Below are 24,764 nucleotides of genomic sequence, written 5' to 3'. Positions count from 1 at the left end.
GAAATCATGCGCCCACTTCTTCTCGCCACCCTTGCCGCGCTGTCCCTCATGCCGGGCGTCGCCAGGGCCTGGGGCGGCACCGCGCACACCGTCATCGATCGCGCCGCGATCGAAGCCATTCCCGAGGATGGCCCCGTCTTCCTGCGCAAATATGAGGACTATATCGGCGCCGCTTCCCTGCTGCCGGACAGCTGGCGCGGCAATTCCGAGAATTTCTCGAAGATCGAGGAAGACCCCAATCATGGCTGGTTCCGCGAGCAGTTCACGTTCCTGAAGCCGATCCCCCGCTCGCGCTACGAGTTCGTGATCGCGGTGTACAAGCACTATGAGAAGATCAAGGACAGCGACCCGGAGACCGCCGCACGGACCAATGTGCGCTGGACCGGCACGCTCCCTTATGCCGCGATCGAAGCCTATGACCGCATCGTCGTCTGCATGCGTCATGTCCGCGCCGCGAATGCGGAAGGGAGGGATGCGTCGGTCGCCGAGCAGAATTGCGCGTTCGACGTGATCCGGCTGGGCCACTATATCGGCGATGGCGCCAATCCGATGCATAATTCGGTCAGCAGCGATGGCTGGCGCGGCCCCAATCCCCATGGCTACACCACCGACCGCAGCGTCCACGGGCGCTTCGAGAGCCGGTTCGTCGACGCCATGGGACTGACCGTGGCCGACATCGCGCCGCGCATCGGCAAGCCCGGCCGCACGGACGGCGACATGTTCGATGCGGTGCTCGCCTATCTCGACCATTCGGGCGACAAGGTGGGCGACGTCTTCGCCCTCGAGAGGCGCGATGGTTTCGCCAATTTCGCCGACAAGGACGTTCGCGAGATGATCTACGAGCGCACCGCGGCCGGCGCGACGATGCTGCGCGACATGCTCTGCCGCGCCTGGGCCGAGAGCGCCTTGCCGCCCGCCAGGGTGGAGCCTTCGCCGATCGACTTCGCCAATCCGAAGTTCAACCCCGAGACCGGTTCGGCGCCTGACTAGGCGGGGGTGCCGATTTCCACAAGCGCGGCTTCGAACGCGGGCTTTGGCAATGGCACCCAGGGGGCCGGGCGGCCGCTCAGTCCGCCGCCTCGCGCATGGCGGCGATGGCGGATACTTCCGGGCCGGACTCGTTGATGGTGGTACGCCGCATGTCGCGCTTGTAGCGGTAGCGCTCGAACGAGGTGGCGCTGTGCATCGTGCAGCGATTGTCCCAGATCACCATGTCGCCGGGGCGCCACTGGTGGGAGTAGATATATTTCTCCTGCGTGGCGAAGGCATAGAGCTCGTCGAGCAGCCTGAGCCCGTCCTCGTCGCTCCATCCCACGATGCCCACGCCATGCCAGCCCATGTAGAGCGCCTTGCGGCCGCTTGCCGAGCTCCGGACCAGCGGATGAGCCATGCGCGGATAGGCTTTCTTCATCGCATCGTCGCCGAACTGGACGCCATTGCGCTGCAGGGCCCGGAACAGGTCGTGCTCGACGGACAGGTTTTCGATCCGGTCCTTCGTCTCCTGCGGCAAGTCCTCGTAGACCGCGCGCGTGTCGATATATTCCGTGTTCGCGCCGACCGGCGGCGTGACATAGGCCAGCAGCAGCGACCATTTGGTCGGCAGGTCGTTGAACGGGCTGTCGGTATGGAACAGCTCGAAGTCTGTCGGCTGCGCACCTTCCGGCTTGGGCGGAATGATCTCGCCGTCCGGATCGAGATTGCCGATGTCATAGAGTTCCGGCGCGATGCGCTTGCCGCCGGCCGGGGGCAGCTCGAGAGGGCCGAAGGCCCGGCTGAACCGGATATGATCCTCGTCCGCAAGGCTCGCGTCGCGGATCACGCACACTGCATATTTCGCCATGGCCGCTTCGACCGCTTCGACCATCTGCGGCGTGATCGGCCCGGATGTGTCGAGGCCGATGATCTCCCCGACAAAGCGCGGATGGAGTTGATTGATCTGCATGCCTGAGCCCTTGTTCCTCGTCCCTGTCGCCGGTCGCCGGACGGCTGGAACGGGCTTCGGGGAGGCATCCACGGTGGGACGCCGCACCATCATGCACCTCTCCAGCACCGGTTTCCGTGCCTTCCATGCGACCGTGGGTCCTCCCGGCCGGACAAAATAGTGCCGTCATTTTGCTCCCTGGCGCCCGCTGGGCAATGGATGGCGGATCGATGCCGGGCGCGACCATCGCGGGCGCGCATCCAGCCCGGATGACGAAAGCGCTCCCTTTTTCGCGCCTGCCTGCCACCGGCAATTGACGGCACTATTTTCCCTTGCCGCGTCGTTCTCAAAGACGGCGAAACTGAACGAAGCGCGTCACCAGAAGCCGCCAGGAAAGCCGGCGCTGGTTCCGGATGTCACGCGCGACAGGGGAGGGAAGCGGGATGACCAGTACAACCCAACTGAAATCGGGCGCATTGAGCAGGACCCTTGCGGGCTTGCTGCTCTGCGGCGCCTCTGCGCTCACGGCCCCGGCCTTCGCGCAGCAAGCTTCCGGGGATGCCGCCGTGGCGCCGCAGGAGGAAGAGGTCGATCAGGCAATCATCGTGACCGGCACGCGCATCGGGGGTGTCGCACCGGTCGGGTCCTCGCTCGTCCAGCTCGGCCAGGAGGAGATGCAGGGGACGGGCCTGACCAGTACGGCCGACATGCTCAACACGGTCCCGTCCATCCTGCGCCTGGGCGCGGGCGACAATTACGCCGGCGGCCAGGCCCAGCAGGGCAACACGCTCACGGCCTTCACCTTCGGCAAGTCGCCCAACATCCGCGGGCTTGGCCCCGGCGCGACGCTCAGTCTCGTGAACAGCCACCGCGTGCCCTATGAAGGCGCGAACATGAACGTGTTCGACGGGGACAATTACCCCTCGCAGATGATCCAGCGCATCGACGTGGTGCAGGACGGCGGATCGGCCCTGTATGGCGCGGACGCCATCGCGGGCACGGTCAACTACATCCTGCGGCGCCCCGAGACGACGCTCGAAGTCTATGGCGGCTATCGGAAGAATGACGGTCAGCAAGGCTGGTACGTCACCGGCATCGGTGGCCTCAAATGGGGCGAGGGCAGCGCCATGGAAGGCGGCTTCATCGCTTCCTACCAGCATAGCTACCAGGATTCGTTCGAGGCATCGGCACGGCCCGATCTCTACAATGACGATCTGTCGCCTTATGGCGGGCCGCCGCCCTCGCTTTATGCGGCGCCGGGCAACGTGGTCGTGAACGGGCGATATTACGCCATTCCCGCCGGGCAGGATGGGACGACCATCAAGCTCGCCGATCTCCTCTCGAGCCCGCGCTACTTCAACACCTGGACCGGGATCGAGGTCATTCCCCGGATCAAGGCGGATCGTTTCGCGCTCAATGCCGAACAGCGCCTGACCGACTGGCTCCGCCTGTTCGGCGATGCGCTCTACGTGCGCCGGGAAGTCGCCATTAACGGGCCCAACTCCTCGACCAGCAACCGCGTCACCAATTTCGGGCAATTGCCGCTCATCCCGAACAGCAATCCGTTCAGCCCCTGCAATCCGAGCCATTATCCTGGCGGGGTCGTGACCGGCCCGGCCGAGCTGCTCGCGGCCTGCCAGACCGGCTCCCTCGCCGTCGCTTACAGCACGGTCTACGACATCGGGTCTCCGCGCCGCACGGCGACGACGAAGACATGGAGCTATGGCGGCGGCGCCGAGCTGAGCCTGCCTTATGACTGGTCGCTGATCGTCTCGGCTTATGCCGGCACCTATGACGAGCCGTCCCTCACGACGCAGTCAGGCGGCGCGCCCGCACCGAACTTCGCGACCTTCAACTTCTTCTGCGATCCCACGGCCTTTGCCTGCACGGACTCCGCCACCGCGCAGGCCATTCTCGCCGGTGGGCGATCGCTCGAAAACTATGCCAAGCATGACATGCAGGTCTATGCGGCGAGCGCCAGCGGCAAGCTGTTCACGCTGCCCGGAGGCGACCTGAAGCTCGCGGTCGGCTATGAGCGTTACGAGGGCTCGCTGCTGGTGCAGAATAATTTCGGCGGCAACAATCTCAACAAGCGCACCGTCTCCTCGGTGTTCGGCGAGTTGTTCATCCCGATCGTGGGGCCGGATTCCAACGTGCCGGCCATTCATCGGCTGGAGCTCAACATCTCGGGCCGCATCGACGACTATAGCGACGCGGGATCGACCTCCAATCCGCGGATCGGCGCCAACTGGTGGCCGACGGACGGATTGAAGCTCTTCGGCAGCTGGGGCACCTCTTTCCGGGCGCCGGGCCTCGCGGACAACGATCCCTTCTCGCAGACCGGCGTCATCCCCGGCACCGTGATGGGCAACCAGATCTCCAGCGCGATCTGCACCGGTTGTCAGACGCTGGGAATGGCCGCCATCTATCAGGCGATCGGCGGTGCCAATCGGAACCTGTCGCCCGAGACCTCGGAGACCTATTCGCTGGGTGCCGAATGGACGCCGCGCAACATTCCGGGCCTGATCGTCTCCGCCAAATACTGGTGGCTGAGCTATGAAGGGCAGGTGGGTGCGCCCGCCTTCGCGGTGGGCACCGTACCGGCCATCAACCAGCAGATCTACAACTCGCAGATCATCTACAATCCTACTTATTTCCCGACTTTGGCGGCCGACAACCCGGTCGCCTTCTTCGGGGAGTTCCCGACGATCGATCAGGGCAATCCGGCCTGCGCGGCCGCATTCGGCCAGGCCGTGAACACACAGGCGCTCTTCGATGCGATGATCAACTGCTACAATAGCGGCGGCGAGCGGGGCGGCCTGTTCGGCCCGCCGACGGCCGCCAACAGGGTGCTCGCGCTGGTCAGCGGACGCCGCATCAACGCCGGCAAGACGCTCGGCAAGGGCATCGACTTCAACGTCTCCTATGCGTTCGATTCCAGTATCGGCAGCTGGAACCTCGGCGCGGTGGCAAGCTATACGATGGACTGGAAAGTGTCGCCGATCCCCGGTGCGGCGCTCGTCCAGGAAGTCAATCAGCTCGGCTTCCCGCTGACCTGGCAAGGCCGCGGCTCGGTGGGCTGGCAGCAGAATTTCGGGTTCGGCCGGCTGTTTATCAACGGCTTCGTGAACTACCGGAACGGCTACGAAATCGATGCCGCGCAGCTGCCGATCGGCGTCCCCGCGAGCTATGCCAAGATTGACTCCTACACGACCTTCGACCTGACGCTGGGCGTGGATACCGGCGATGCGCTCGGCTGGATGCCGGCCAAGGGTCTCAACCTCACGTTCAGCATCCAGAATCTGTTCGACACCGATCCGCCGCTGGTCGTCAACCAGGCCGGCCTTGCCGGCAGCGCCATCCGCTTCGATCCGACCTATGGCAGCCCGCTTGGCCGCGTGTTCCAGGTGCATCTCGGGAAGAAGTTCTGACCGGGCAGCCGCAGGGCCGGCTGTCCGGCGACCGCAAGGGCGGGGAGGGGCAAGCCTCTCTCCGCCGGGCCACGCTGCAATCGGGAGCATTGTCGTGAACGAAATCAAGTCCGGGCGTGCGCACGCGCCCCTGTCGGAAGCGGCGATGGCGCCCGGCGCGCAGCCTGCCTGGCCGCCGTTGCGGCAGGCTTATTACGCGGCCTGGGTGCTCGCTGCCGTCCAGATGTGCGCGCAGCTCAACAACGGCGTGATGTCGCTGCTGGTCGAGCCGGTGAAGCGGGATCTCGGGCTCACCGACATGCAGATGAGCTACCTGCTCGGCTTCTCCACCGTTCTTTTCTATGTCGTCATCGGCATTCCCGCGGCGCGGCTGGTGGACCGGCACAATCGCAAATGGCTGACGGCCGGCGCGGTTCTCGTGTGGAGCGGCGCGACGGCGGCGTGCGGCTTCGCCCAGAATTTCTGGCAGTTCTTCGCGGCGCGGTTCGGCATCGGCGCGGGCGAATCGATCAACGGGCCACTGGCCTACTCCCTGATGGCCGACTATTTCCCACCGGAGAAGCTTCCCCGCGCCATCGCCATCTACAATGTCGGCTTCACGGGCGGCACGGCGATTTCGCTGCTGCTGGGCGCGCTGATGATCCATATCCTCAACGGGTTGCCGACCGTCACTTTGCCGCTTCTGGGCGTGGTGCGTGACTGGCAGTTCGTCTTCATCCTGAACGGGCTGGTCGGCATCCCGATCGCGCTGCTTGTCGCCAGCATCGCCGAGCCGAAGCGCCGGGGCCTCAGCCTCGTCCAGCCGCAATCTTCCGGACAGAGCGCACACCGGGCGGCCACCTTGCGGGAGGTGTTCGCCTATTTCCTTCTTCACTGGCGCATCTACGGCCCGATCTTCCTCGGCCTGTGCTTCACGTCCCTGCACATGTTCGGCATGGCGGCCTGGGGCGCGGTCTTCTATATGCGCAGCTATGGCTGGGCCCCCGCGACGGTGGGCCTCTATTCCGGCCTGCTGAGCCTCGCGCTGGCGGTGCCTTCGCTGCTCGGCGCGATCTGGATCAGCGACTGGTTCCGCAACCGCGGGCATGCCGATGCGAACATGCGGGTGCTGGCGATCGGCTTCTCGCTCTCCGCGCCGTTCATGATCCTGGGGCCGCTGATGCCCAGCCCCTTGCTCGCGCTCGCCATGGGAGGCATTGGTTCGGCATGCATGCTGTTCGCGGCACCCTCGCTGAACGCCGCCATGCAGATCGTGACGCCCAACGAGATGCGCGGGCAGATGACGGCGCTCTATCTCTTCACCATGTCGGCGATCGGCGGCGGCCTCGGGCCGACCTACATGGCCTTTCTCACCGAGCATGTCTGGGGCGATCCCATGCTGCTCCGCTACGCCCTCGCGACTTCGGCGGCGATCCTCTTCCCGCTTTCCGCGATCACTTACTGGTCGGGGATGAAGCCCTATGGTGTGCGTATCCGGGCCATGAAGGCCGCGGGGCTCCCGGTTTGAGGGGTTTCGCCAATCCGCATGCGCCGGCCCGTCTCCGGGCACGGGCCAGCGGAGCAGCATGCGGATTGTGGGCACTATTTTCGGGGATGTCCCCCCGCCAGTGTGAACGGACGGAAGCGAGCCGCGCGAAACAGGACGGACCAGCAACCGCGTGCAGGCTGCGAGCCAGGAGAGAAGACCGATGGTGAGTGCGGTAACCGACGAGACCCGGCAACAGGCGTACATAGACACGTTCGTCCGATATTCCGACCGGACAGCGGACGGCGGCTATATCGAGGCCAACGGGCAATATTCCTTCGGGATGGAGGACCATGATGCCCGGGTGCGCAATGCACGGCTGGTCGAGACCTCCTTCGAGACGCATGGCTTCACGCTGGTTCCCCACGCCACGGACGTGAACTTCGCCGATCCGGAGGACGTGAAGGCCCGCTATTATCCCCAGATCAGCGCGCTCGTGCGCGACCTGACCGGTGCCGACGAAGTGATCGCTTTCCTCGGCATCCTGCGTGGCGGCGAGACCGATCGCGGCGGCGGGCCGGCGCTCAGCGCACATGTCGATTTCAACGAGGCCGCGCTGCGCGACTGGGTCGCCCGCCTGATGCCCGACCGCGCCGCCGAACTGGCGGGCAAGCGCCTAGTCAACATCAATGTGTGGCGCGGGGTCAAGCCGGTCCAGAACAGTCCGCTGGCGGTCTGCGATGCCCGCAGCGTCGAGAAGAAGGATTTCATGCTCGTCCGGCTGGGCAAGAGCGACGAGCCCGTCACCCAGAGCACGCCCGGCGGCCTGAACATGGCCTACAACCCGCGGCACGAGTGGTATTATTATCCAGACATGCAGCCCGATGAGGCGCTGGTCTTCCGCCTGTTCGACACGGCCGACCCGGACTGGAAGATGTCGGGCCACACGGCCATCGTCGACCCGACCTCGGCGCCGGGCGCGCCGAAGCGGGAGAGCTTCGAGGCTCGCACCATCGCCATCTTCGACCGGTGATGGCCATGGTGCGCCTCGATGCCGGGCGGCCGGCCGGCGCCGCGCTAGCCGCCGGCCGGCTGCTGCGGCGCGCCGATGCGGAACTGCACTTCCTCGACGCGGACCAGCTTGGCATGCCCATCCTGCTGCCAGGGATCCCGGGCCATGCGCTCGCGAACCTCGGCCACGCTGTCGGCAAAGAAGATGAACAGCACGTCGCTGCTTTCCTCCATGAGCCCGGCCATGGCGATGAAGCCCTCGGCCTCAAGTCCCGCGACGAAAGCGGCGTGATGCTCGAACCCGTCCTGCTCATGGGCTTCCCGGCCCGGATCCCAGGCCTCGGTGCGCTTCACGATCGCGGCGAAAGTCTTCTTCATGTCTGTTTGCCTCTCCGGTTTGAACCGGAAGAGTATTCAGTATGTAAACCTGATAATCAAGTTGGTATTTTGGAGAATTGATGTGCAAGTATTTGTCTTTGACTGGCTTGCTTATGGCGAGAGTGTCGACAAGTTCCGTGTAAACGGAGAGATGCCGCGTCTCGGGAGGGCTCATTTCGATCCCAATGTCGCGGTGAGAACTTACGAAAATCATCTCGATGCCTGGGTTGAGCTGGAGAAGCACGGCTTTGATGGCGTCGCCATCAACGAGCATCACGGGACGCCCTTCGGCATGGGCAATTCGCCCAATCTCATCGCGGCCTCGATTGCGCAGCGCACCGAGCGGCTCAAGATCCTCATCTACGCCAACCTGCTGCCGATCCATGAGCCGCTCCGGCTTGCCGAGGAGTTCGCGATGCTGGATTGCCTGTCGAACGGCCGGATCATCGCCGGCGTGGCGCGCGGGGCGCCGCGCGAATACCGCATCTTCAACGTGCCGATGAGCGAATCGCGCGAGCGTTTCGAGGAAGCGTTCGAAGTGATGCGGCGTGCCTGGACCCAGGACAGCTTCTCCTTCGAGGGCAAGCATTACAATTACAAGGACGTCTCGATCTGGCCGCGTCCGGTGCAGCAGCCGCACCCGCCGATCTGGGTGCCGCTCACCGGCTCGCGCGAGACGATCGAGTGGGCGGCGGCAAACGACGCGGCGATCACCCCCGGCGTGTTCCCGGGGCCCATGCGCGAGGATACCATCCGCCATTTCGCGCGCTGCCAGGCGAAGCACGGCCGGAAGGTCACGCCCGACCGGATCAACATCATGGTCGAATGCTATGTGGCCGATTCCAAGGAACAGGCCATCGAGGAATATGGGCCTTATCTCATGTACCTGTTCAACACGCTGCTGCGCTACGATCAGGTCTACCAGAAGGATGTGAAGAAGCAGGGCTATTACAGCTCGAATGCGTTCGAACATCTGCGCAACGGCGCGGAAGGCACGCTTGCCCAGGACGACACCGTGTTCAACGAGTGGACGATGGACACGGTCCGCGCGGCGGCCGAGCACATGCCGATCGGCACGGCCGACGAGATCGTCGAGCGCATCATCGCCGAATGCAACGAGGCGGGGGCGAACAACGTCCTGCTCGTGTGCAATCGCGGGCACATGCCGCAGGAGATGTTCCTCAACCAGATCCGGCGGATCGGAGCCGAAGTGCTTCCGCGCCTTCAGGCCCATCAGGTCACGATGGTGCCCTATGCCGAGGAAATCGCGGCGGAATGAAGAGGGCGGCATTGGCACGGCCGGCCGGAATTGGCGGCACTATTTCACGGCGAGCGCGGACAGCATGCGGAATCCGGCATCTTTCGCTCGCAAGCTCATTTGACGCAGGTCATGCGCCCGCCGGGTGAGCGCAGGATCAGAAAACAGAACGAGGAAGCTAGGAATGGCAGACAAGCGCGCAACGATCGTCATCGTCCATGGAGCCTGGGTCGGCGGCTGGCGCTGGCGAGGCGTGGCGGACATCCTGATCGATCGCGGCCATCACGTCTTCACGCCGACGCTGACCGGCCTTGGCGAGCGCGAGCACCTGAACAGCCCGGCCGTGAATCTCTCGATGCATGCGCGGGACATCGCCAACGTCATCAAATATGAGCGGCTCGAGAATATCCTGCTCGTCGGCCATTCCTATGGCGGCATGCCGGTGTCCGTGGCGACCGAACTCGTGCCGGAAGGCGTCATCCAGTCGATCATGTACATGGATGCCTTCTATCCCGAGGACGGCGAAAGCCTGAACGACCTTGTCCCGGGCGAGCCGCATCTGCCGACCGAGGAAGGCGACTATCTCGTCCCGCCGCCCCGCGCGGACCTGGTCGGCTTCAACACGCACATGGATGCCGCGGCGCGTGCCGCTTATGAGGAGCGGCGGACGCCGCAGTCCGTCTATTGCTACAGCGAGAAGGCGCGGCTGACCGACGCGCGCGACCGCATTCCCCAGAAGACCTACGTCCTCGCCACCGGCTACAAGAACGACACGTTCCGCCCGATGGCCGAAAAGCTCCGCGCGCGGCCGGGCTGGCGCGTGGAGGAGATGCCCTACACGCACGATCTCCAGCATGTCGCCATGAAGGAAAGCGCGGACATGATCGAGTCGGCCATTCCCTGACCTCCGCAGCGGGGAAAGGGGCAGGGTGCATCGGCCGCGACGAGCCGAGTGCCCCGGCGATGAGCATGGGCAGGAACAGGTGAGGGCGTGACGAAAATGGCGACGGCATCCAGCGAACATCCCCTGTTGTCCCGGCGTTACAAGCGCTGGCTGGTCTTCGTCCTGCTGCTCGTCAGCATCTTCAACTTCGCGGATCGGGCGATCCTCGCGGTGCTCGCGCAGCCCATCAAGGAGGAGCTGCATCTCACCGACACGGATCTTGGCATCCTGCAGGGGCTGGGCTTCGCGATCCTCTATTCCGTGCTCGGCGTGCCGCTCGGGCTGCTGGCCGAGCGCGTGAACCGCAAGCGGCTCATCGCGGCCTGCGTCGCGGTCTGGTCGATCATGACTGCGCTCTGCGGCTTCGCGACCAGCTTCACGACGCTGCTCCTCGGGCGCATCGGCGTGGGCATCGGCGAGGCGGGCGTCCAACCGCCGACATCCTCGATGCTTGCCGATCACTTCAGGCCGTCGCGGCGCGGCTCTGTGCTGGCGATCGTCACGCTGGGCTCGCCCATCGGCTTTCTGGTCGGGCAGGCGGCAGGCGGTTGGATCGCGAGCAACTGGGGCTGGCGCACCGCGTTCGTCGCACTGGGCGTGCCTGGCGTACTGGTCGCCTTGCTCGTCCTGCTGACGCTGCGGGAGCCGCCGCGCGGGCTGGCGGAGGGCTCGGTTACCACGGAGCCGGCACCCAGCCTCATGGCCGTGGTCCGCTATCTCGTCTCGAAGCCGACCTATCTTCACCTGCTGGCCGGCACGACGGTGGCAGGCTTCACGTTCAACGCCGTCGCCAACTTCGTCCTGCCCTTCTACCTACGCGGTTTCGACATCTCCCTCGCGACGCTGGGCGCCATCTTCGGCATGGTCGCTTTCACGTCCAACGGCCTGGGGATGCTGGCCGGCGGCTTCGGCTTCGACTGGCTGTCGCGCCGGGACAAGCGCTGGGCGCTCTGGGGGCCGGCAGCCGCGCTCGTCCTGTGCGCGCCCTTGTACTTCGGCGCATTCGCCAGCACGCGGCTCGGGGTCTCGCTCGCCTTCGTCTGGCTCGCCAATTTCGTCCTCATCACTTATTTCGCCCCGACGATGGCAACCATGCAGAATCTGGTCGGTCCGCGCATGCGCGCCACCAGCTCCGCGCTGACGGCGCTGGTGGGCGGATTGCTGGGCGCCGGCCTCGGCCCGACCGTGCTGGGCATCGCCAGCGACTTCTTCGCGGTCCGGGCCTTCGCGCAGGGAGATTTCCTCGCGCGCTGCCCCGGCGGCCGGGCCGCGCAAGGCGCCGCGCCCGGGCTCGACCAGCTCTGCCAGGCCGCCTCCATGCAGGGCCTGCGCTATGCGCTCATCGCCATGCTCGCGGTTTTCTTCTGGGCAGCGCTTCATTATGTGCTGGCGGCCCGCTCGCTGAGGAAGGATCTCTACGTCCCCGAGCTGCGCCCCGGCGTCGAGGACCGATCCCCCCGCTGATTGCCCATGCGCGTTGTCGTGACTGAATGACGCCGCTCAGATCGGACGGCTGCGGCTCATCTCGAGCATGACATGCGCCGATCGCGCTTTCGCCCATTCGAGCTCCGTATGGCCATCGGCGGAGGTTCCGTTCAGCAACTGCCGGACGAGGCGGAAATAGCTTGCCTGGAGGCCGACAGGAAGGCGCTCGGCCAGGGAGGGATGGAAACGCGCCTCATAAGCCGCGAGACAGCGCGAAAAGAGATCGATGATCGGGCTCTGCGCCAGCTGGGACACGCAATGGACGAGGCTGAGCAGATCATAACGCTCGAGCGTGTCGCTTTCCTCCAGCCTGGAGATCAGCCGTTCCAGCGCGCGACGCTGTTCGCGGTCCGCGCGGCTCACAGCCAGCGCGGGCATGAAGCAGTTGAGCTGGAACAGGATCGTGCCGGCGGCTCTCACGTCCATCTGCTGGCCGATGAGATAGGCCAGCATCAGCCGGATCGTCCCGGTGCCGCGACGGTTGCGCACGACGAGGCCATTGCCGCGACCCCTGCGGCATTCGACGAGACCGCTGTCCTGCAATATGCGGATGGCCTGACGTAGCGTGAGGCGGCTGACGCTGAAGCGCTCGCACAGGTCCCATTCCGAGCCCAGCCGCTGGCCGGTCGTGCCGCTGCGCGCGATCTCCACCGCGAGCTTGCGCGCGACCGAGACGGCGAGGGTGCGTTCGTCCGCAAGACGGGCACTCTCGATGGGGCGGATATCCTGTGACGCCTTCTGGGGATGCAGATAGCGCGTCAGTTCTTCATGCAGCCGGTCTGCTTCCTGAACGGCCATCTCGGTGTCGCCGCTCGCAAGCGCCTCGCGCATCGCCGCGATCGCGATTCGCGGCTGGTCGCCGGGCGCCGCCCCGTCCATGGCGAAGTCGAGCGTGAGACTGTTGAGGCATTTGATGAGCAGCATCACCACGGGCTCGCCCGTCAGTCGCGCAAGCTCGTTGCGGAGCGCCAGATGGCCGCCGAGACCGGGCGTGCGAACTGCCGCCTCCAGGCGCACGAGCCTGGGCAGGGGCGGCCGCGCCAGCGCTGCCAGCCTCGCGATCATCTGGTCCACCGCTTCCCGCGCGTCGAGAAGATGGGCAAGCGTGATGTCGGCCGTGCGGAAATAATCCGCGATCTCCTCGCCGATCGATTGTGCCAGCGGCTTCTTGACGATGAAGCCACCGCAGGGGCCCGGACGCAGGCTGCCAAGGCCCCGGCGTTCCAGCAGCCCGACGGCTTCCCGGATCACCGCGCGGCCCACCGAATAGCGATCCGAAAGGTCCCGCAGGGATCCCAGCGCCTCGCCGGCCGTCAGCCGCTGCCAGGCGATGTCATCCTCGATCTGTCGGGCGAGTTGTTCGGCCAGCCGAGACGGGCTCTCATCTTCCCGGGTCGAGGCAGTGTAGATGCGTTCAGCGACGCTCATGCGGACCTCTCCATTGCACTATGGAGCCCTAAGGATCGCGCGATGCAACAGGAAAGATCATGGGCCGCAGGTATATTTTCTGCCGGCATTGTGGGCACTATTTTTGTCCGGAACAGCGTGCAATGCTTATGCGGGTTTCGTGCGCCTTTCCGTTTCTGCCAGCGTCGGCCCGAGCCGTGCTTGTCCTCAACTGGTGAAGCAAGCGAGGTACGCCCTGAACATATGATCCGGGAGAGAGAGTGGATGCGGAAGGCGGTTTTCACGGTCATGGCGGGGCTGTTGGCGGCACAGGCACAGCTACTACAGGCGCAGGCACCGGAGGCGCCGGCGCCGCGTCTCGAATTTGCTTTCGAGGAGATCGTCCTGCTTGGCGAGGCGATGGCGCCGGGTGAGACGCCTTATGGTCGGCGCAACATCATCCCCATCACGGGCGGCACGTTCGAGGGGCCGGGCATCAAGGGAACGATCGTCCCGGGTGGCTGGGACTGGCAGCTCGTCCGCGCGGATGGCTGCATCGACGTCAAGGCCGACTATATGCTCAGGACGGATGACGGCGTGATCATCAATGTCGTCAACACCGGTGCGCTCTGCCCGCCGAAGGCAGGCGAGGCACCCGTTCCCGCGCGCACATCGCCCCGCTTCGAGGCGCCGCTGGGCAAATATGCGTGGCTCAACCGGACCGCCTTCATCGGAACGCTGGAGAGAGCGACCGGGCCGAAGGGCGAGCCGGCGGTCCGGATCCGCTTCTACAAGGCGATCTGATCCGTCTCGCGATTCCGGATCAGGGCCGCAGGGTGTGCGCCATGACCTCGCTCATCGGCGTGGTGGGGCGGCCGATCAGCTTCTCCAGCGTCCGACTTTCGTCGAACAGACCGCCGTCGCACGCGCCCATGTCCGATTTCGCGATCAGCGCGGCGACGAAGGGCGGTGTGCCGATCTCCACCAGCGCGGCCTCGAACGCCGGCTTTGACAATTGCACGCAGGTGACCGGACGGCCGCTCAGGCGCGTCGCCTCGGCAGCGAGATCGTCGAAGGTGAAGCTGGTGCTGCCGGCCAGTTCGTAGACCTTGCCGGCCTGATCCTCGCGGGACGTGAGGACGGCCACCGCCCCCTGCGCGAAGTCCGCGCGCGGGGCGGCGGAGATCAGGCCGTCGCCGGCACAGGTGGGCAGCGTTCCATGGTCCACGGCCGCCTGGATCCGGAACAGGTAATTCTCGCAATACCAGCCATGCCGCAGCAGCACATGCGGCACGCCCACTTCCTTCAGGATCGCTTCGGTCGCCTTATGTTCGGCCGCGATCGGGAGGGACGTCTCGGACGCGCGCAGGACGCTGGTATAGGCGATCAGGCCCACGCCTGCCTCCTTGGCCGCCTCGATGACCGCGCGATGCTGCCGCTCCCGTTCGCCCACGGCATTGCCCGAGATGAGCAGCAGCTTGTCGATCCCCGCGAGAGCCGGCGCCAGCGTCCCGGGCTCATCATAATCGAAATGGCGCAGTTCGGCCCCGATCGCGGCGAGCGGGGCGCCCTTGGCGAGATCGCGGACCAGCGCGACGACGGGTATGTCCGGATACTGCGCGCGAAGCGTCCGCACGATCATCTCCCCGAGCTGCCCCGTCGCCCCGGAAACGCCAATCACCGCCTGTCCTGCCGCCATGTCTCTCTCCCTTGCGCCTTCATTGCCGGAACGGGGACCGGCCGGCGGGTTGTCCGCCCATATTTCCCGATCCCTCACAGCGCCAAGCGTCCCACATCGGCGATATTCCCGCAAACAGGAAAAAACGTTGCGGCGTGCAAGCAATTCCTTATTCTTGGAAATAGGAATTGATTCGGAAAACAGAATCAGGACGGGAGAGTGTGATGAAGGGGATGCTGCTATCCTCCGCTGCGGCGGGGGTCTTCTTTTGTGCCGTGCCTGCAACGGCGCAATCCGATGCCGCGCCACCCGCCGAGGAAGGCCAGGGACTCGAGGAAATCATCGTCACCGCGCAGCGCGTGCAGGAGAGCAGCCAGCGCGCGCCTCTCGCGCTTGATGTCGTCAATCCCGCCGAGCTGTTGCGCCAGAATGTCGTGCGTGCGGAGGATCTGTCCCGCACCTCGCCGGCGCTGGCGTCCAGCGGCGGCGGCGGGCCGACCACGGTCTTCTTCGTGCGCGGCGTCGGCAATGCGACGGTCAATGCTTATTCGGATCCCGCCATCGCCTTCAATTATGACGGCGTCTATATCGGCCGGCCCTCGTCGACATCGGGGATGTTCTACGATCTCCAGCGCGTCGAAGTGCTCAAGGGGCCGCAGGGCACGCTTTATGGCCGCAATGCTACGGGCGGCGCCATCAACGTGATCCCGGCGCGGCCGAAGCTTGGCGAGACCTCGGGCCAAGTGATGCTCGGCTATGGTAATTACGACTGGCTGACTGGCCAGGCCGCGCTCAACCTGCCGGTCGGCGACAATGCGGCGATCCGTGTCGCGGGCATGATGTCGAACCGCGACGGCTTTCTGAGCGACGGGACCGGCAAGCAGCGCGAATATGCGTTTCGCGGGCAGCTTCTGGTCGAGGCGACGCCCGCGCTGACCCTGCGCCTGGGGGTCGACTATGCGCATCAGGGCGGGAGCGGGGCCTCTGGCTTCTATCTCGGGGCAGTCAACCCGACCTTCGGCCCGACCGGCTTTGCGGGCTACAGCTATGTGCCGACCGGTTTCGACCGCACGCAGGGCCTGCTCGATCCGCGCTCCAATGCCTTGCTGGGCAGCCGCTTCGTCGGGCAGGTCGGCCGCACGGGCGCCGTCGTCGATGGCCGCCCGTACAATGACAATAATTATTGGGGCGTCACGGCCGAGCTCAATTACGAGACGGCGGCGGGCACGCTCACGGTCCAGCCGGCCTATCGCGAGGGCAAGCTCGATTATACCTTCAACGGGGTGTTTCGTGGCGGCGGCGTGAAGGAGACGGACAAGCAGACCAGTGTCGAGGCGCGCTGGGCCGGCAATGTCGGGCCCGCGATCGACTATCTCGTCGGCGGCATGTATTTCGACGAGAATATCGACGTCCCGTTCGCTTATTATAACCAGTCGACCCTGACGCCCTATCAGAGCTTCACGACCGCGACCGAGAGCTGGGCCGGCTTCGGCAAGCTCACCGTGCGCCCGGTGGAGAAGCTCAGCCTGACGGCGGCCGGGCGCTATACGTCGGACAAGAAGCGGTTCGATGGCCTGTCGCAGGTCTATATCGTCTTCTGCGGCAATCCCGCACCGCCGCAGGATTTTTGCCCGACGCTTCCGTTCACGCCGCTCGCCGGCAGCGCGGCGGAACTGGAGGAATTCTACACCTCGCGTGGCATTCCCGTGACGCCCGTGCCGCTCTACGCGCTGCCCCCGGTGGCGGGCGGATCGCAGACGGCGCCGTTCGTGCTGCGCTCGCCGATCGCGATCAATGCCGGGCTGACCAACGAGAAATTCACTTATCGGCTCGCGGCGCAATATGATTTCACACCGCGCAGCATGGTCTATGCGAGCTTCGAGACCGGCTATCATGCCGGCGGCTTTTCCTTCGCGCGCGGCGTGGAAAGCTACGAGCCCGAGACGATCAAGGCCTATACCATCGGCAGCAAGAACCGCTTCCTGGGCAACCGGCTGCAGGTCAATGTCGAGGGGTTCATCTGGAAGTACAAGAACCAGCAATACAGCCAGTTCGGCTATGATCTGGGCAACCCGCCCTCGACCGTCTTCCTGACCCGCAACATCGGCGACAGCACCATCCAGGGCATCGATCTTGATGTCGAGTTCCTCGCCACGCGCAACACCCTGCTGTCGGCCAGCGTGCAGTATCTCGACACCGAATATGACAGCTTCGTCTATTTCGCGCCGAACCAGGGACTGCCGCCCAACACGACCTGCGCCTTTGCGCCCACCACCCAGACGACGCCGGGCGGCGCGACGCTCAACGTGTTCCGCGTCGACTGCTCGGGCAAGCAGGCCTTCAATTCGCCGGAATGGTCGTTCAATCTCGACGCGCAGCAGACGATCCCGCTCGGCGCCTACAAGCTGATGCTGCAGGGCGGGACGCGCTACCGCAGCGAGAGCTACTCCTCGGCGGACTATCTGCCCTATCTCCGCTCCGAGGCGGCGTTCGTGAGCAATGCCTCGATCACGCTGTCGAGCGCGGATGATCGCTGGTTCGCCAGCCTCTATGTCTTCAACATCGAGGACAATCAGCGGCTGGTGGGCGGCACGGCCAATTCGGCCGGGCTCATCTCGGCCTCGGCCGAGCAGCCGCGCACCTGGGGCGTGCGCGTCGGGGGCAAGTTCTAGGAAACGCCTGCTTTCCATCCCATCCAAACATGTTTATTCCTGAGTGTAGGAATTTTAGAGTCGGAGGAAATATGCCCGCGTCGGTCAACGATCTTCATTATGTCGCACTGGCGGTGCCCGATCTGGCGGCCGAGCGGGCGTTCTTCGGCGAGACCTGGGGGCTGACGGAAGTCGGCGAGCAGGATGGCAAGGTCTATTTCGCGGCGGAGGGATCGCCGCATCCTTTCGTCATTCGCCTGCGCCAGGACGATGAGCGCAAGACTGACCTGATCGGCTTTTCCGCAAGTTCGCGGGCCGATGTCGATGCCCTCTTCGCACAGGTGCAGGCGGCGGGAAGCAAGATCATCTCGCAGCCCGGCGCGGCGGACGGCCCGGCGGGGGGCTATGCCTTCCGCTTTTTCGATCCGGACGGCCGCGCGATCGAAGTGATCTGCGATACCAACCAGCGCGCCCACCGCAGGCTCGCCAAGGGCGAGGCGATCCCGACCGGGCTCAGCCACATCGTGCTGCATACGCCCGACCCGGCCAAGCTGGTGGCCTTCTACGAAGCGGCGCTCGGCTTCCGGCTGACCGACTGGATCGGCACGTTCATGGCCTTCCTGCGCTGCAATCCGGTTCATCACCGGCTCGCGATCCTGCCCGGGCCGCCGGCGCTCAACCATGTCGCTTTCGATGTCTCCTCGGTGGACGAGATGATGCGCGGCCTTGCCCGCATGCATGAGAAGGGCATCACGCTCTCCTGGGGGCCGGGCCGTCACACGGCCGGCAACAACACCTTCACTTATTATCTGACGCCGAACGGCAATGCCGTCGAATATACGTCCGATCTCGAGGAAGTGGACGAGGCGAGCTGGCAGCCGACCGTCTATGAATTCAGCCCGAGCATCACCGATCAATGGGGCACCGGCCGCATCATTCCGGGCAATGTGCCGCATGCCGAGATGACGCCTGACAAGGGCCTGTGGCAGGTGCCCGCATGATCCGCAGCGCGCTTGTCGTCGGCGGCGGCGTCGGCGGCATGACGGCGGCGATCTCGCTGAGGCGCATCGGCGTCGATGTGGTGCTGATCGACGCGGACCCGCAATGGCGGGTCTATGGCGCAGGCATCAGCGTCACCGGCATCTCGCTGCGGGCCTTCGATGCACTCGGCATCCTCGATCAGATCCGGGCGCGCGGGCATGTCGGCGCCGGCATGCGCGGCAAGACCGTCGGGGGGCAGACGGTCATGGAACCGCCCGTCCCGGACAACCCGACGCCGATCCAGCAGGGCGGCGGCATCATGCGCCCGGTGCTGCACGATATCCTCTCCGCCACGGTGCGGGCCGAGGGCATCGACGTGCGGCTCGGCCTCAGGGTGGAGACGCTGGCGCAGGACGCGCAGGGCGTCGACGTGACGTTCGATGACGGCAGCGCCGGCCGCTACGATCTGGTCATCGGGGCGGACGGCATCTATTCGCAGATCCGCGGCATGATCTTCCCGGATGCGCCCAGGCCCCGCTTCACCGGGCAGGGCTGCTGGCGCGTCGTCGCGGCGCGCCCGCCCGAAGTCGACCGTGCGGAGATGTATTTCGGCGGGCCGGTCAAGCTCGGGATCAACCCCGTCTCGGCCGACCAGATGTACATGTTCATCCTGGAGCATGTGCCGGACAATCCGTTCTTCGCCGAGACGGAGATGGTCGAGCATGTCCGCGCGCTGCTGGCGCCGTTCGGCGGGGCGGTCCCGGCTGTGCGGGAGAGCCTCACCGATCCCAAGCAGATCAATTACCGTCCGCTCGAATGGCTGCTGCTGCCCAAGCCCTGGTACAATGGCCGCGTGGTGCTGATCGGCGATGCGGCGCATGCGACCACGCCGCACATGGCGAGCGGCGCGGGCATCGCCGCCGAGGACGGGCTCGTGCTCGCCGAGGAACTCAAGCGCCACGACGCGATCACCGAGGCGCTGCATGGCTTCATGGAGCGCCGGTTCGAGCGGGCGCGCCTCGTCGTCGAGAACAGCGTGATGATCGGCGACATGGAGATGGCCGGCGACCTCTCCAACAAGGGGCCGGCGATGCTCGGCGCCACCATGGGCCAGCTGCAGGCGCCTTACTGAGACAGGAAGAGGACGGGACATGACATTCGGTCTGGCGAAGCTGCGGGATGGCGGCGTGGTGCTGGTGACGGGCGAGAGGATGGTGCCCGTCACGGGGGCCGGCGACGTGCTTGCCCTGCTCGATGACTGGGAGGCGACGCTGCCCCGGCTCGAGGCGATCGCCGCAGCCGGGGAAGGGGCCGTTCCGCTCGACGAACGCGCGCTCGCGGCGCCTTATGTGCCGCGCCAGATCTTCTGCACCGGCGCCAATTACCGCAAGCATGTGATCGGGCTCATCATGGGCGATCCCTCCATGCGCACCGCGGCGGACGAGGGCGAGACGGATGAAGAGCGCCTCGCCCGCGTCGAGAAGATGATGGACGAGCGGGCCTATGCGACGCTGCCTTTCTGCTTCATCAAGCTCCCCTCCTGCGTGGTCGGGCCGAATGACGCGGTGGTGCTGCCGCGCAATGTGCAGAAGCCCGACTGGGAGCTGGAACTGGGCGTTGTGATCGGCAAGCGCGCGCGCCATGTGACGCCCGAACAGGCCATGGATCATGTCGCTGGCTTCGTGGTGGTGAACGACGTCACGGCCCGCGAGCATATCTTCCGCCGCGACAACAGTGCCATCGGCGCGGACTGGCTCTCGGGCAAATGCTTCCCGACCTTCCTGCCCCTCGGCCCGATGATCGTGCCCCGCCAGTTCGTGGCGGACCCCTATGACCTGACCATCCGGCTCGCGGTCAATGGCAAGGTCTATCAGGACGAATCCACGCGCGACATGATGATCAATATCGAGCGGCAGCTGGCTTATCTGTCCGACCGGGTCGAGCTGATGCCCGGCGACGTCATCTGCACCGGCTCGCCTTATGGCAATGGCTCGGCGTTCGGCGTGTTCCTCCAGCCGGGCGACGTGATGGAAGGCACGATCACCGGCCTCGGCACCCAGCGCAATCCGTGCGTCGCGGAAGGCTGAATCGTGGCGCTTGCCCGATCAGTCCTCGCGCTTGCGCAGGCCGTTGAGGAGCAGGTCGACGACGAAGTCCTCGAACGCGACGCCGAGCGCGTCCATGTCGGTATCGTCCGGCACGAGATTGCGCACCACCGGCTGCGCGGAAACGAAGAAGTCGAACAGGCCGACCAGCGTGAGGTGAAGGAACAGGGGATTGACCGACCGCAGCTCCGTGCCGCCATCCTGTGCCATCATCTGGGCGAGACGCTCGACCGCGCCCATGTTCATCTCGCCCTGCAGCTTGCGCACTTCCGGCGACTTCGCATCCGCCAGTTCATCGACCATCAGGCGGTGGACATGCTTGGTGGACCGCGTGAAGTGCGCGGCGTGGCGAATGGTGTGCTCCAGCCGGGCGAGGGGGGCGGCCAGCGTCGCTTTCTCGGTCGGCGCGTCGGCGATGAGCTGCTTCACCACTTCGAGCAGCAGCTTTTCCCGGTCGCCGAAATAGTAACGGATCAGGGCCGGATCGACGCCTGCCTCCCGCGCGATCAACGAGGTCGTCACGCGCGCCGGGGGCAGGTCCTGCAGCAGCTCGGTGGCCTTGCTCAGCACCGCCTCCTTGCCCACCGCGTCCGCCGGCCGGCCCTGGCCGCGCTTTCTCTTCGAAATCCTCGTCATGCGCCCGCTATTCCGCTTTTTTTCGGCCCGCGGCAAGCAGGCTGACAAAATTCCCGGAATTAGGAATTGCGCGGGCGGCGCAGATCGATAAGGTCCGGCTCACAAGGAGAGGAAAATGGCAAACTGGCCGTTCACGCAAGGCATCCATGATATCGGCAATGGCCTCTATGGCTATGTCCAGCCGGACGGCACCTGGGGCTGGTCGAATGCCGGGCTGATCGCCAGCGGCGGCGAGACGCTGCTGGTCGATACGCTGATGAGCGTGCCGCTCACGCGCGAGATGCTGGACCAGTTCAAGGCCCGTGTGCCCGAGGCAGCGAAGATCGACCGGCTGGTCAACACCCATGCCAATCCCGACCATTTCTTCGGCAACGGCCTGGTTGCAGATGCCGAGATCATCGGCACCGTCGAAGCGAAGAAGGAGATGGCCGGGTTCAATCCCAGGGCGCTGGCCGCGCTGCGCGACAATTACCAGAATATGGGCGATGCGGGCGCGTTCCTGTACGAGACGATGGGCCGCAAGTTCGACTTTTCCGGCGTCGACGACGTCACGCTGCCCAACCGCACCTTCGAGAAGCATCTGACGCTCACCGTGGGGGACAAGCAGGTCGAGCTCACCGATCTCGGCCCGGCACACACCGATTCCGACACGATCGTCTGGGTGCCGGAGGACCGCGTGGTGTTCACCGGCGACCTGCTGTTCAACGAGGGCCATCCGATCATGTGGGCGGGGCCGGTCGAGAACTGGATCGCCGCCTGCAAGCACATCATCGACCTCGATCCGCAGGTGGTCGTGCCCGGCCACGGGCCCATCACCGAGAGGACAGCCGTCGCCGCCATGAAGGGCTATTTCGAATATGTCCGGGACGAGGCGCGCGCCCGCTTCGATGCCGGCATGGGATTCGACGAGGCCGCGCGGGACATCAACATGCAGGAATATCGGGGCTGGAGCGATCCCGAGCGGATCGTCGCCAATGTCTTCTCCCTTTACCGCCAGTGGGGTGCGCAGTTCACGCCCGAGCAGCAGCGCGACCTGTTCGGCGCGATGGGCCGCTACCACAAGGAACTGGCCGCCCATCACGAGGCTTGCGACCATGAGCATTGAGATCAACGCCACGCACGATCCGGCGCGCCGCAGCTGGGTCGAGAGCGCCTATGCACCGGACACGGATTTTCCGATCCAGAACCTGCCTTTCGGCCTCTTCCGTACCGGCGATCATGTCCGCGGCGGCGTCGCGATCGGGGATCGCATCGTCGATCTGGCCGCCTTGCTGGATACCGGCCTGCTGAGTGGGGCGGCGGCCGGGGCTGCGCAGGCAGCGGCGGGGCCGGATCTGGCGCCGCTGCTGGCCTGCGCGCCGAGCGCCGTGAGTGCCCTGCGCGCCGAATTGTCCGAGCTGCTGCGCGAAGGCGGCGCGGCGGATCGCGCCGTGATGGAGCCGTTGCTGGTGCCGATGGCCTCGGCAGAGCTGCTGCTGCCGCTCAAGCCCACCGCCTTCACGGATTTCTGCACGTCGCTCGATCATATCAAGCGCATGGCCCAGGGCGCCGCGCCGCTCGCCGCCATGGCGCTGCCGGTCGCTTATAATGGCCGCGCGAGCTCGGTGATGGTCAGCGGGACGCCCGTGATGCGCCCGAGCGGCCAGTTCGCTGCGGCGCCGGGTAGCAGCGACATTCGCTTCGCTCCCGAGCCGATGCTCGATTTCGAGCTGGAGTTCGGCGTGTGGCTGCGCGAGGGCAATTCGCTTGGCCAGCCGATCGGCATGGCGGACGCGGAGCGCGCCCTGTTCGGCTGCTGCCTCGTCAACGACTGGTCGGCGCGCGGCATCCAGTTCTTCGAGTCCATCCTCGGCCCGCATCTGGGCAAGAGCTTCGCCACCACGATCAGCCCGTGGATCGTGACGATGGAAGCGCTCGCGCCCTTCCGCCTCGCCGCGCGCGGGCGGGACGCGGGCGAGCCGGACGTACCCGCCTATCTCCTCGATCCCGCGGACCGCAGCCATGGCGCCATCGACATCGAGCTGATCGCCGAACTCGCGGGCCAGCGGATCGTGCGCACGAACCTCAAGGAGCTGTTCTGGACGCTGGCGCAGATGGTCGCGCATCAGGCCTCCAACGGCGCGCCGCTGGAGCGGGGCGATCTCGTCGCGACCGGCACTGTCTCCGGCGCGGCGGAAGAGGCGAGGGCCTGCCTTGCCGAGATCACCTTCCGGGGCGGCGACACCATCACGCTGCCGGACGGATCGAGCCGCACATGGCTGGAGGACGGCGACACGCTCACCCTGCGCGGCAAGGCGCAGGCGCCGGGCTATGTGCCCATCGGCTTCGGCGATTGCAGCGGCACCATCGTGCCTGCGATGGCTGCGGTGAGGGCAACGGCATGACGATCACCACCTGCGGCGATCGCAAGCCCATCCCGGTCGAAGCGCGCGGCAAGCATCTTGTCGTCGACATCCATTGCCATCTGGGCATCCCCGCCGCCGATGCGGTCGTGCAGGCGAAGCATCCCGGGCCGCCGCCGGGCATCAACGATTTCACCAGCGCCAAGTCGACCGAGGTCAATCGCGCCCAGTTCGCCACGATGGGGCGGACGCTCAACACGCTCGACCAGCGCCTGGAAGACATGGACCGGCTTGGCATCGACGTGCAGGCGCTTTCGCCGAGCCCCGGGCAATATTTCTATTACGCCGATCCCGAGGTGGGCCGTGATGCAGCCCGGATCGTCAATGACGGCATGGCGGCGGCCGTGGCGCAGCATCCCGACCGGTTCGTCGGCATGGGTACCGTGCCGCTCCAGAATGTCGAAATGGCCGTCGCCGAGATGACCCGCTGCGTGCGCGAGCTCGACCTGCGCGGCATCGAGATCAGCTCGAACGTCAATGGCAAGGATTTTCATGCCGAAGAGTTCCGCCCCTTCTTCGCGGCGGCCGAGGAACTGGGCATCCTGCTCTTCATCCATCCGCTCGGCTTCACCCATGCGCAGCGGATGAGCGAATATTATTTCAACAATCTCATCGGCAATCCGCTCGAATCCACGCTCGCCGTCGGCCATCTGATCTTCGGCGGCGTCCTGGATCGCTATCCTGGCCTGAAGATCTGCGTGGCGCACGGTGGGGGCTATATCCCCGGCTATTGGGGCCGCATGGACCATGGCTGGCGCGCCCGCGCCGATTGCTCCGAGCATTGCGCGCATCCGCCGTCGAGCTATCTGCGCAAGCTCTGGCTGGACACGCTGGTGTTCGACCAGGACGAGCTGGACAGCCTCGTACGCACGCATGGCGCGGACCGGCTCTGCCTCGGCACCGATTATCCGTTCGACATGTCGGAGCCCGATCCCGTCGGCTTCCATGCGCGACTGGACGAGGCGGCGAAGGCGAAGATCCTCGGCCTCAACGCGGCCGAACTGCTCGGGCTCAGGATGGAGCGCTGACAAGA

At 65.7% G+C, this 24,764-nt stretch carries 20 protein-coding genes; 15 read left to right on the top strand and 5 right to left on the bottom strand.

All coding sequences use genetic code 11. The features are described 5' to 3' along the window. Positions 1–6 precede the first annotated feature (6 nt). The gene (locus tag HNP60_RS14210; protein ID WP_184155008.1) at positions 7–990 is read left to right on the top strand and encodes a phospholipase C/P1 nuclease family protein; all 984 of its coding nucleotides are present in this window, start codon (positions 7–9) and stop codon (positions 988–990) included. Positions 991–1,066: 76 nt separating this feature from the next. Here HNP60_RS14210 and HNP60_RS14205 read toward each other — a convergent pair whose 3' ends face one another. Next, on the bottom strand, positions 1,067–1,942 hold the full coding sequence (locus tag HNP60_RS14205) for a TauD/TfdA dioxygenase family protein (protein ID WP_184155005.1): 876 nt from the start codon (positions 1,940–1,942) through the stop codon (positions 1,067–1,069). A 455-nt stretch (positions 1,943–2,397) separates the two neighbouring features. Between HNP60_RS14205 and HNP60_RS14200 the strand changes: the two genes are divergently transcribed. From HNP60_RS14200 to HNP60_RS14190, 3 genes are all read left to right on the top strand, one after another. Beyond that, complete coding sequence (locus tag HNP60_RS14200) at positions 2,398–5,352, top strand: TonB-dependent receptor domain-containing protein (protein ID WP_184155002.1); 2,955 nt, start codon at positions 2,398–2,400, stop codon at positions 5,350–5,352. Between the two features lie 94 nt (positions 5,353–5,446). Next, complete coding sequence (locus tag HNP60_RS14195) at positions 5,447–6,859, top strand: MFS transporter (RefSeq protein ID WP_184154998.1); 1,413 nt, start codon at positions 5,447–5,449, stop codon at positions 6,857–6,859. A gap of 181 nt (positions 6,860–7,040) precedes the next feature. Further along, a complete protein-coding gene (locus HNP60_RS14190; protein WP_184154995.1) occupies positions 7,041–7,850 on the top strand; it encodes a CmcJ/NvfI family oxidoreductase in 810 nt (269 codons plus the stop codon). Positions 7,851–7,894: 44 nt separating this feature from the next. Here the strand turns inward: HNP60_RS14190 and HNP60_RS14185 are convergent, their stop codons facing one another. After that, positions 7,895–8,206 carry a YciI family protein gene (locus HNP60_RS14185; RefSeq protein ID WP_184154992.1) on the bottom strand — a complete coding sequence of 104 codons (312 nt, stop codon included), beginning with the start codon at positions 8,204–8,206 and terminating at the stop codon, positions 7,895–7,897. 82 nt (positions 8,207–8,288) lie between these two features. Here HNP60_RS14185 and HNP60_RS14180 point away from each other — a divergent pair, with 82 nt between their 5' ends. The 3 genes from HNP60_RS14180 to HNP60_RS14170 all read left to right on the top strand — a co-directional run bounded on the left by HNP60_RS14180 (position 8,289) and on the right by HNP60_RS14170 (position 11,871). Continuing rightward, positions 8,289–9,485, top strand: coding sequence for an LLM class flavin-dependent oxidoreductase (locus tag HNP60_RS14180; RefSeq protein ID WP_184154989.1), 1,197 nt, complete (start codon positions 8,289–8,291; stop codon positions 9,483–9,485). 163 nt (positions 9,486–9,648) lie between these two features. Continuing rightward, a complete protein-coding gene (locus tag HNP60_RS14175; RefSeq protein ID WP_184154986.1) occupies positions 9,649–10,368 on the top strand; it encodes an alpha/beta hydrolase in 720 nt (239 codons plus the stop codon). Between the two features lie 96 nt (positions 10,369–10,464). Continuing rightward, positions 10,465–11,871, top strand: a complete 1,407-nt coding sequence (locus HNP60_RS14170) for a spinster family MFS transporter (protein ID WP_184154983.1) — start codon at positions 10,465–10,467, stop codon at positions 11,869–11,871. Between the two features lie 36 nt (positions 11,872–11,907). On the opposite strand, the gene HNP60_RS14165 is transcribed toward HNP60_RS14170, so the two are convergent. Then, positions 11,908–13,320, bottom strand: a complete 1,413-nt coding sequence (locus HNP60_RS14165) for a FadR/GntR family transcriptional regulator (RefSeq protein WP_184154980.1) — start codon at positions 13,318–13,320, stop codon at positions 11,908–11,910. A 243-nt stretch (positions 13,321–13,563) separates the two neighbouring features. Here HNP60_RS14165 and HNP60_RS14160 point away from each other — a divergent pair, with 243 nt between their 5' ends. After that, positions 13,564–14,082, top strand: coding sequence for a DUF3237 domain-containing protein (locus HNP60_RS14160; RefSeq protein ID WP_184046994.1), 519 nt, complete (start codon positions 13,564–13,566; stop codon positions 14,080–14,082). A gap of 19 nt (positions 14,083–14,101) precedes the next feature. Here the strand turns inward: HNP60_RS14160 and HNP60_RS14155 are convergent, their stop codons facing one another. Continuing rightward, positions 14,102–14,977, bottom strand: a complete 876-nt coding sequence (locus HNP60_RS14155; RefSeq protein WP_221414685.1) for an SDR family oxidoreductase — start codon at positions 14,975–14,977, stop codon at positions 14,102–14,104. Between the two features lie 203 nt (positions 14,978–15,180). Between HNP60_RS14155 and HNP60_RS14150 the strand changes: the two genes are divergently transcribed. The 4 genes from HNP60_RS14150 to HNP60_RS14135 all read left to right on the top strand — a co-directional run bounded on the left by HNP60_RS14150 (position 15,181) and on the right by HNP60_RS14135 (position 20,675). Continuing rightward, positions 15,181–17,628, top strand: a complete 2,448-nt coding sequence (locus HNP60_RS14150; RefSeq protein ID WP_184154977.1) for a TonB-dependent receptor — start codon at positions 15,181–15,183, stop codon at positions 17,626–17,628. Positions 17,629–17,699: 71 nt separating this feature from the next. Further along, a complete protein-coding gene (locus HNP60_RS14145) occupies positions 17,700–18,608 on the top strand; it encodes a VOC family protein (protein ID WP_184154974.1) in 909 nt (302 codons plus the stop codon). Beyond that, the gene (locus HNP60_RS14140) at positions 18,605–19,720 is read left to right on the top strand and encodes an FAD-dependent oxidoreductase (protein ID WP_184154971.1); all 1,116 of its coding nucleotides are present in this window, start codon (positions 18,605–18,607) and stop codon (positions 19,718–19,720) included. The genes HNP60_RS14145 and HNP60_RS14140 overlap by 4 nt, the downstream gene beginning before the upstream one ends. Positions 19,721–19,739: 19 nt before the next feature. Further along, positions 19,740–20,675 (top strand): fumarylacetoacetate hydrolase family protein, encoded by a 936-nt coding sequence (locus HNP60_RS14135; RefSeq protein ID WP_184154968.1) that lies wholly within the window; start codon positions 19,740–19,742, stop codon positions 20,673–20,675. A gap of 18 nt (positions 20,676–20,693) precedes the next feature. Here HNP60_RS14135 and HNP60_RS14130 read toward each other — a convergent pair whose 3' ends face one another. Beyond that, positions 20,694–21,329, bottom strand: coding sequence for a TetR/AcrR family transcriptional regulator (locus HNP60_RS14130; protein WP_184154965.1), 636 nt, complete (start codon positions 21,327–21,329; stop codon positions 20,694–20,696). A 115-nt stretch (positions 21,330–21,444) separates the two neighbouring features. Here HNP60_RS14130 and HNP60_RS14125 point away from each other — a divergent pair, with 115 nt between their 5' ends. The 3 genes from HNP60_RS14125 to HNP60_RS14115 are packed head-to-tail and all read left to right on the top strand — an operon-like array spanning position 21,445 to position 24,759. Then, the gene (locus HNP60_RS14125) at positions 21,445–22,434 is read left to right on the top strand and encodes an MBL fold metallo-hydrolase (RefSeq protein ID WP_184154962.1); all 990 of its coding nucleotides are present in this window, start codon (positions 21,445–21,447) and stop codon (positions 22,432–22,434) included. Next, positions 22,424–23,713: a fumarylacetoacetate hydrolase family protein gene (locus tag HNP60_RS14120; RefSeq protein ID WP_184154959.1), complete on the top strand. Its 1,290-nt coding sequence runs from the start codon at positions 22,424–22,426 to the stop codon at positions 23,711–23,713. Before HNP60_RS14125 ends, HNP60_RS14120 begins: the two co-directional genes overlap by 11 nt. Further along, on the top strand, positions 23,710–24,759 hold the full coding sequence (locus HNP60_RS14115) for an amidohydrolase family protein (protein WP_184154956.1): 1,050 nt from the start codon (positions 23,710–23,712) through the stop codon (positions 24,757–24,759). The genes HNP60_RS14120 and HNP60_RS14115 overlap by 4 nt, the downstream gene beginning before the upstream one ends. Positions 24,760–24,764: the final 5 nt, after the last annotated feature.

This window comes from Sphingobium lignivorans (assembly GCF_014203955.1).
Taxonomy (GTDB): domain Bacteria; phylum Pseudomonadota; class Alphaproteobacteria; order Sphingomonadales; family Sphingomonadaceae; genus Sphingobium; species Sphingobium lignivorans.
Note: the sequence above shows the minus strand (reverse complement) of the source record. Positions and strands in the feature narration are given on the sequence as shown.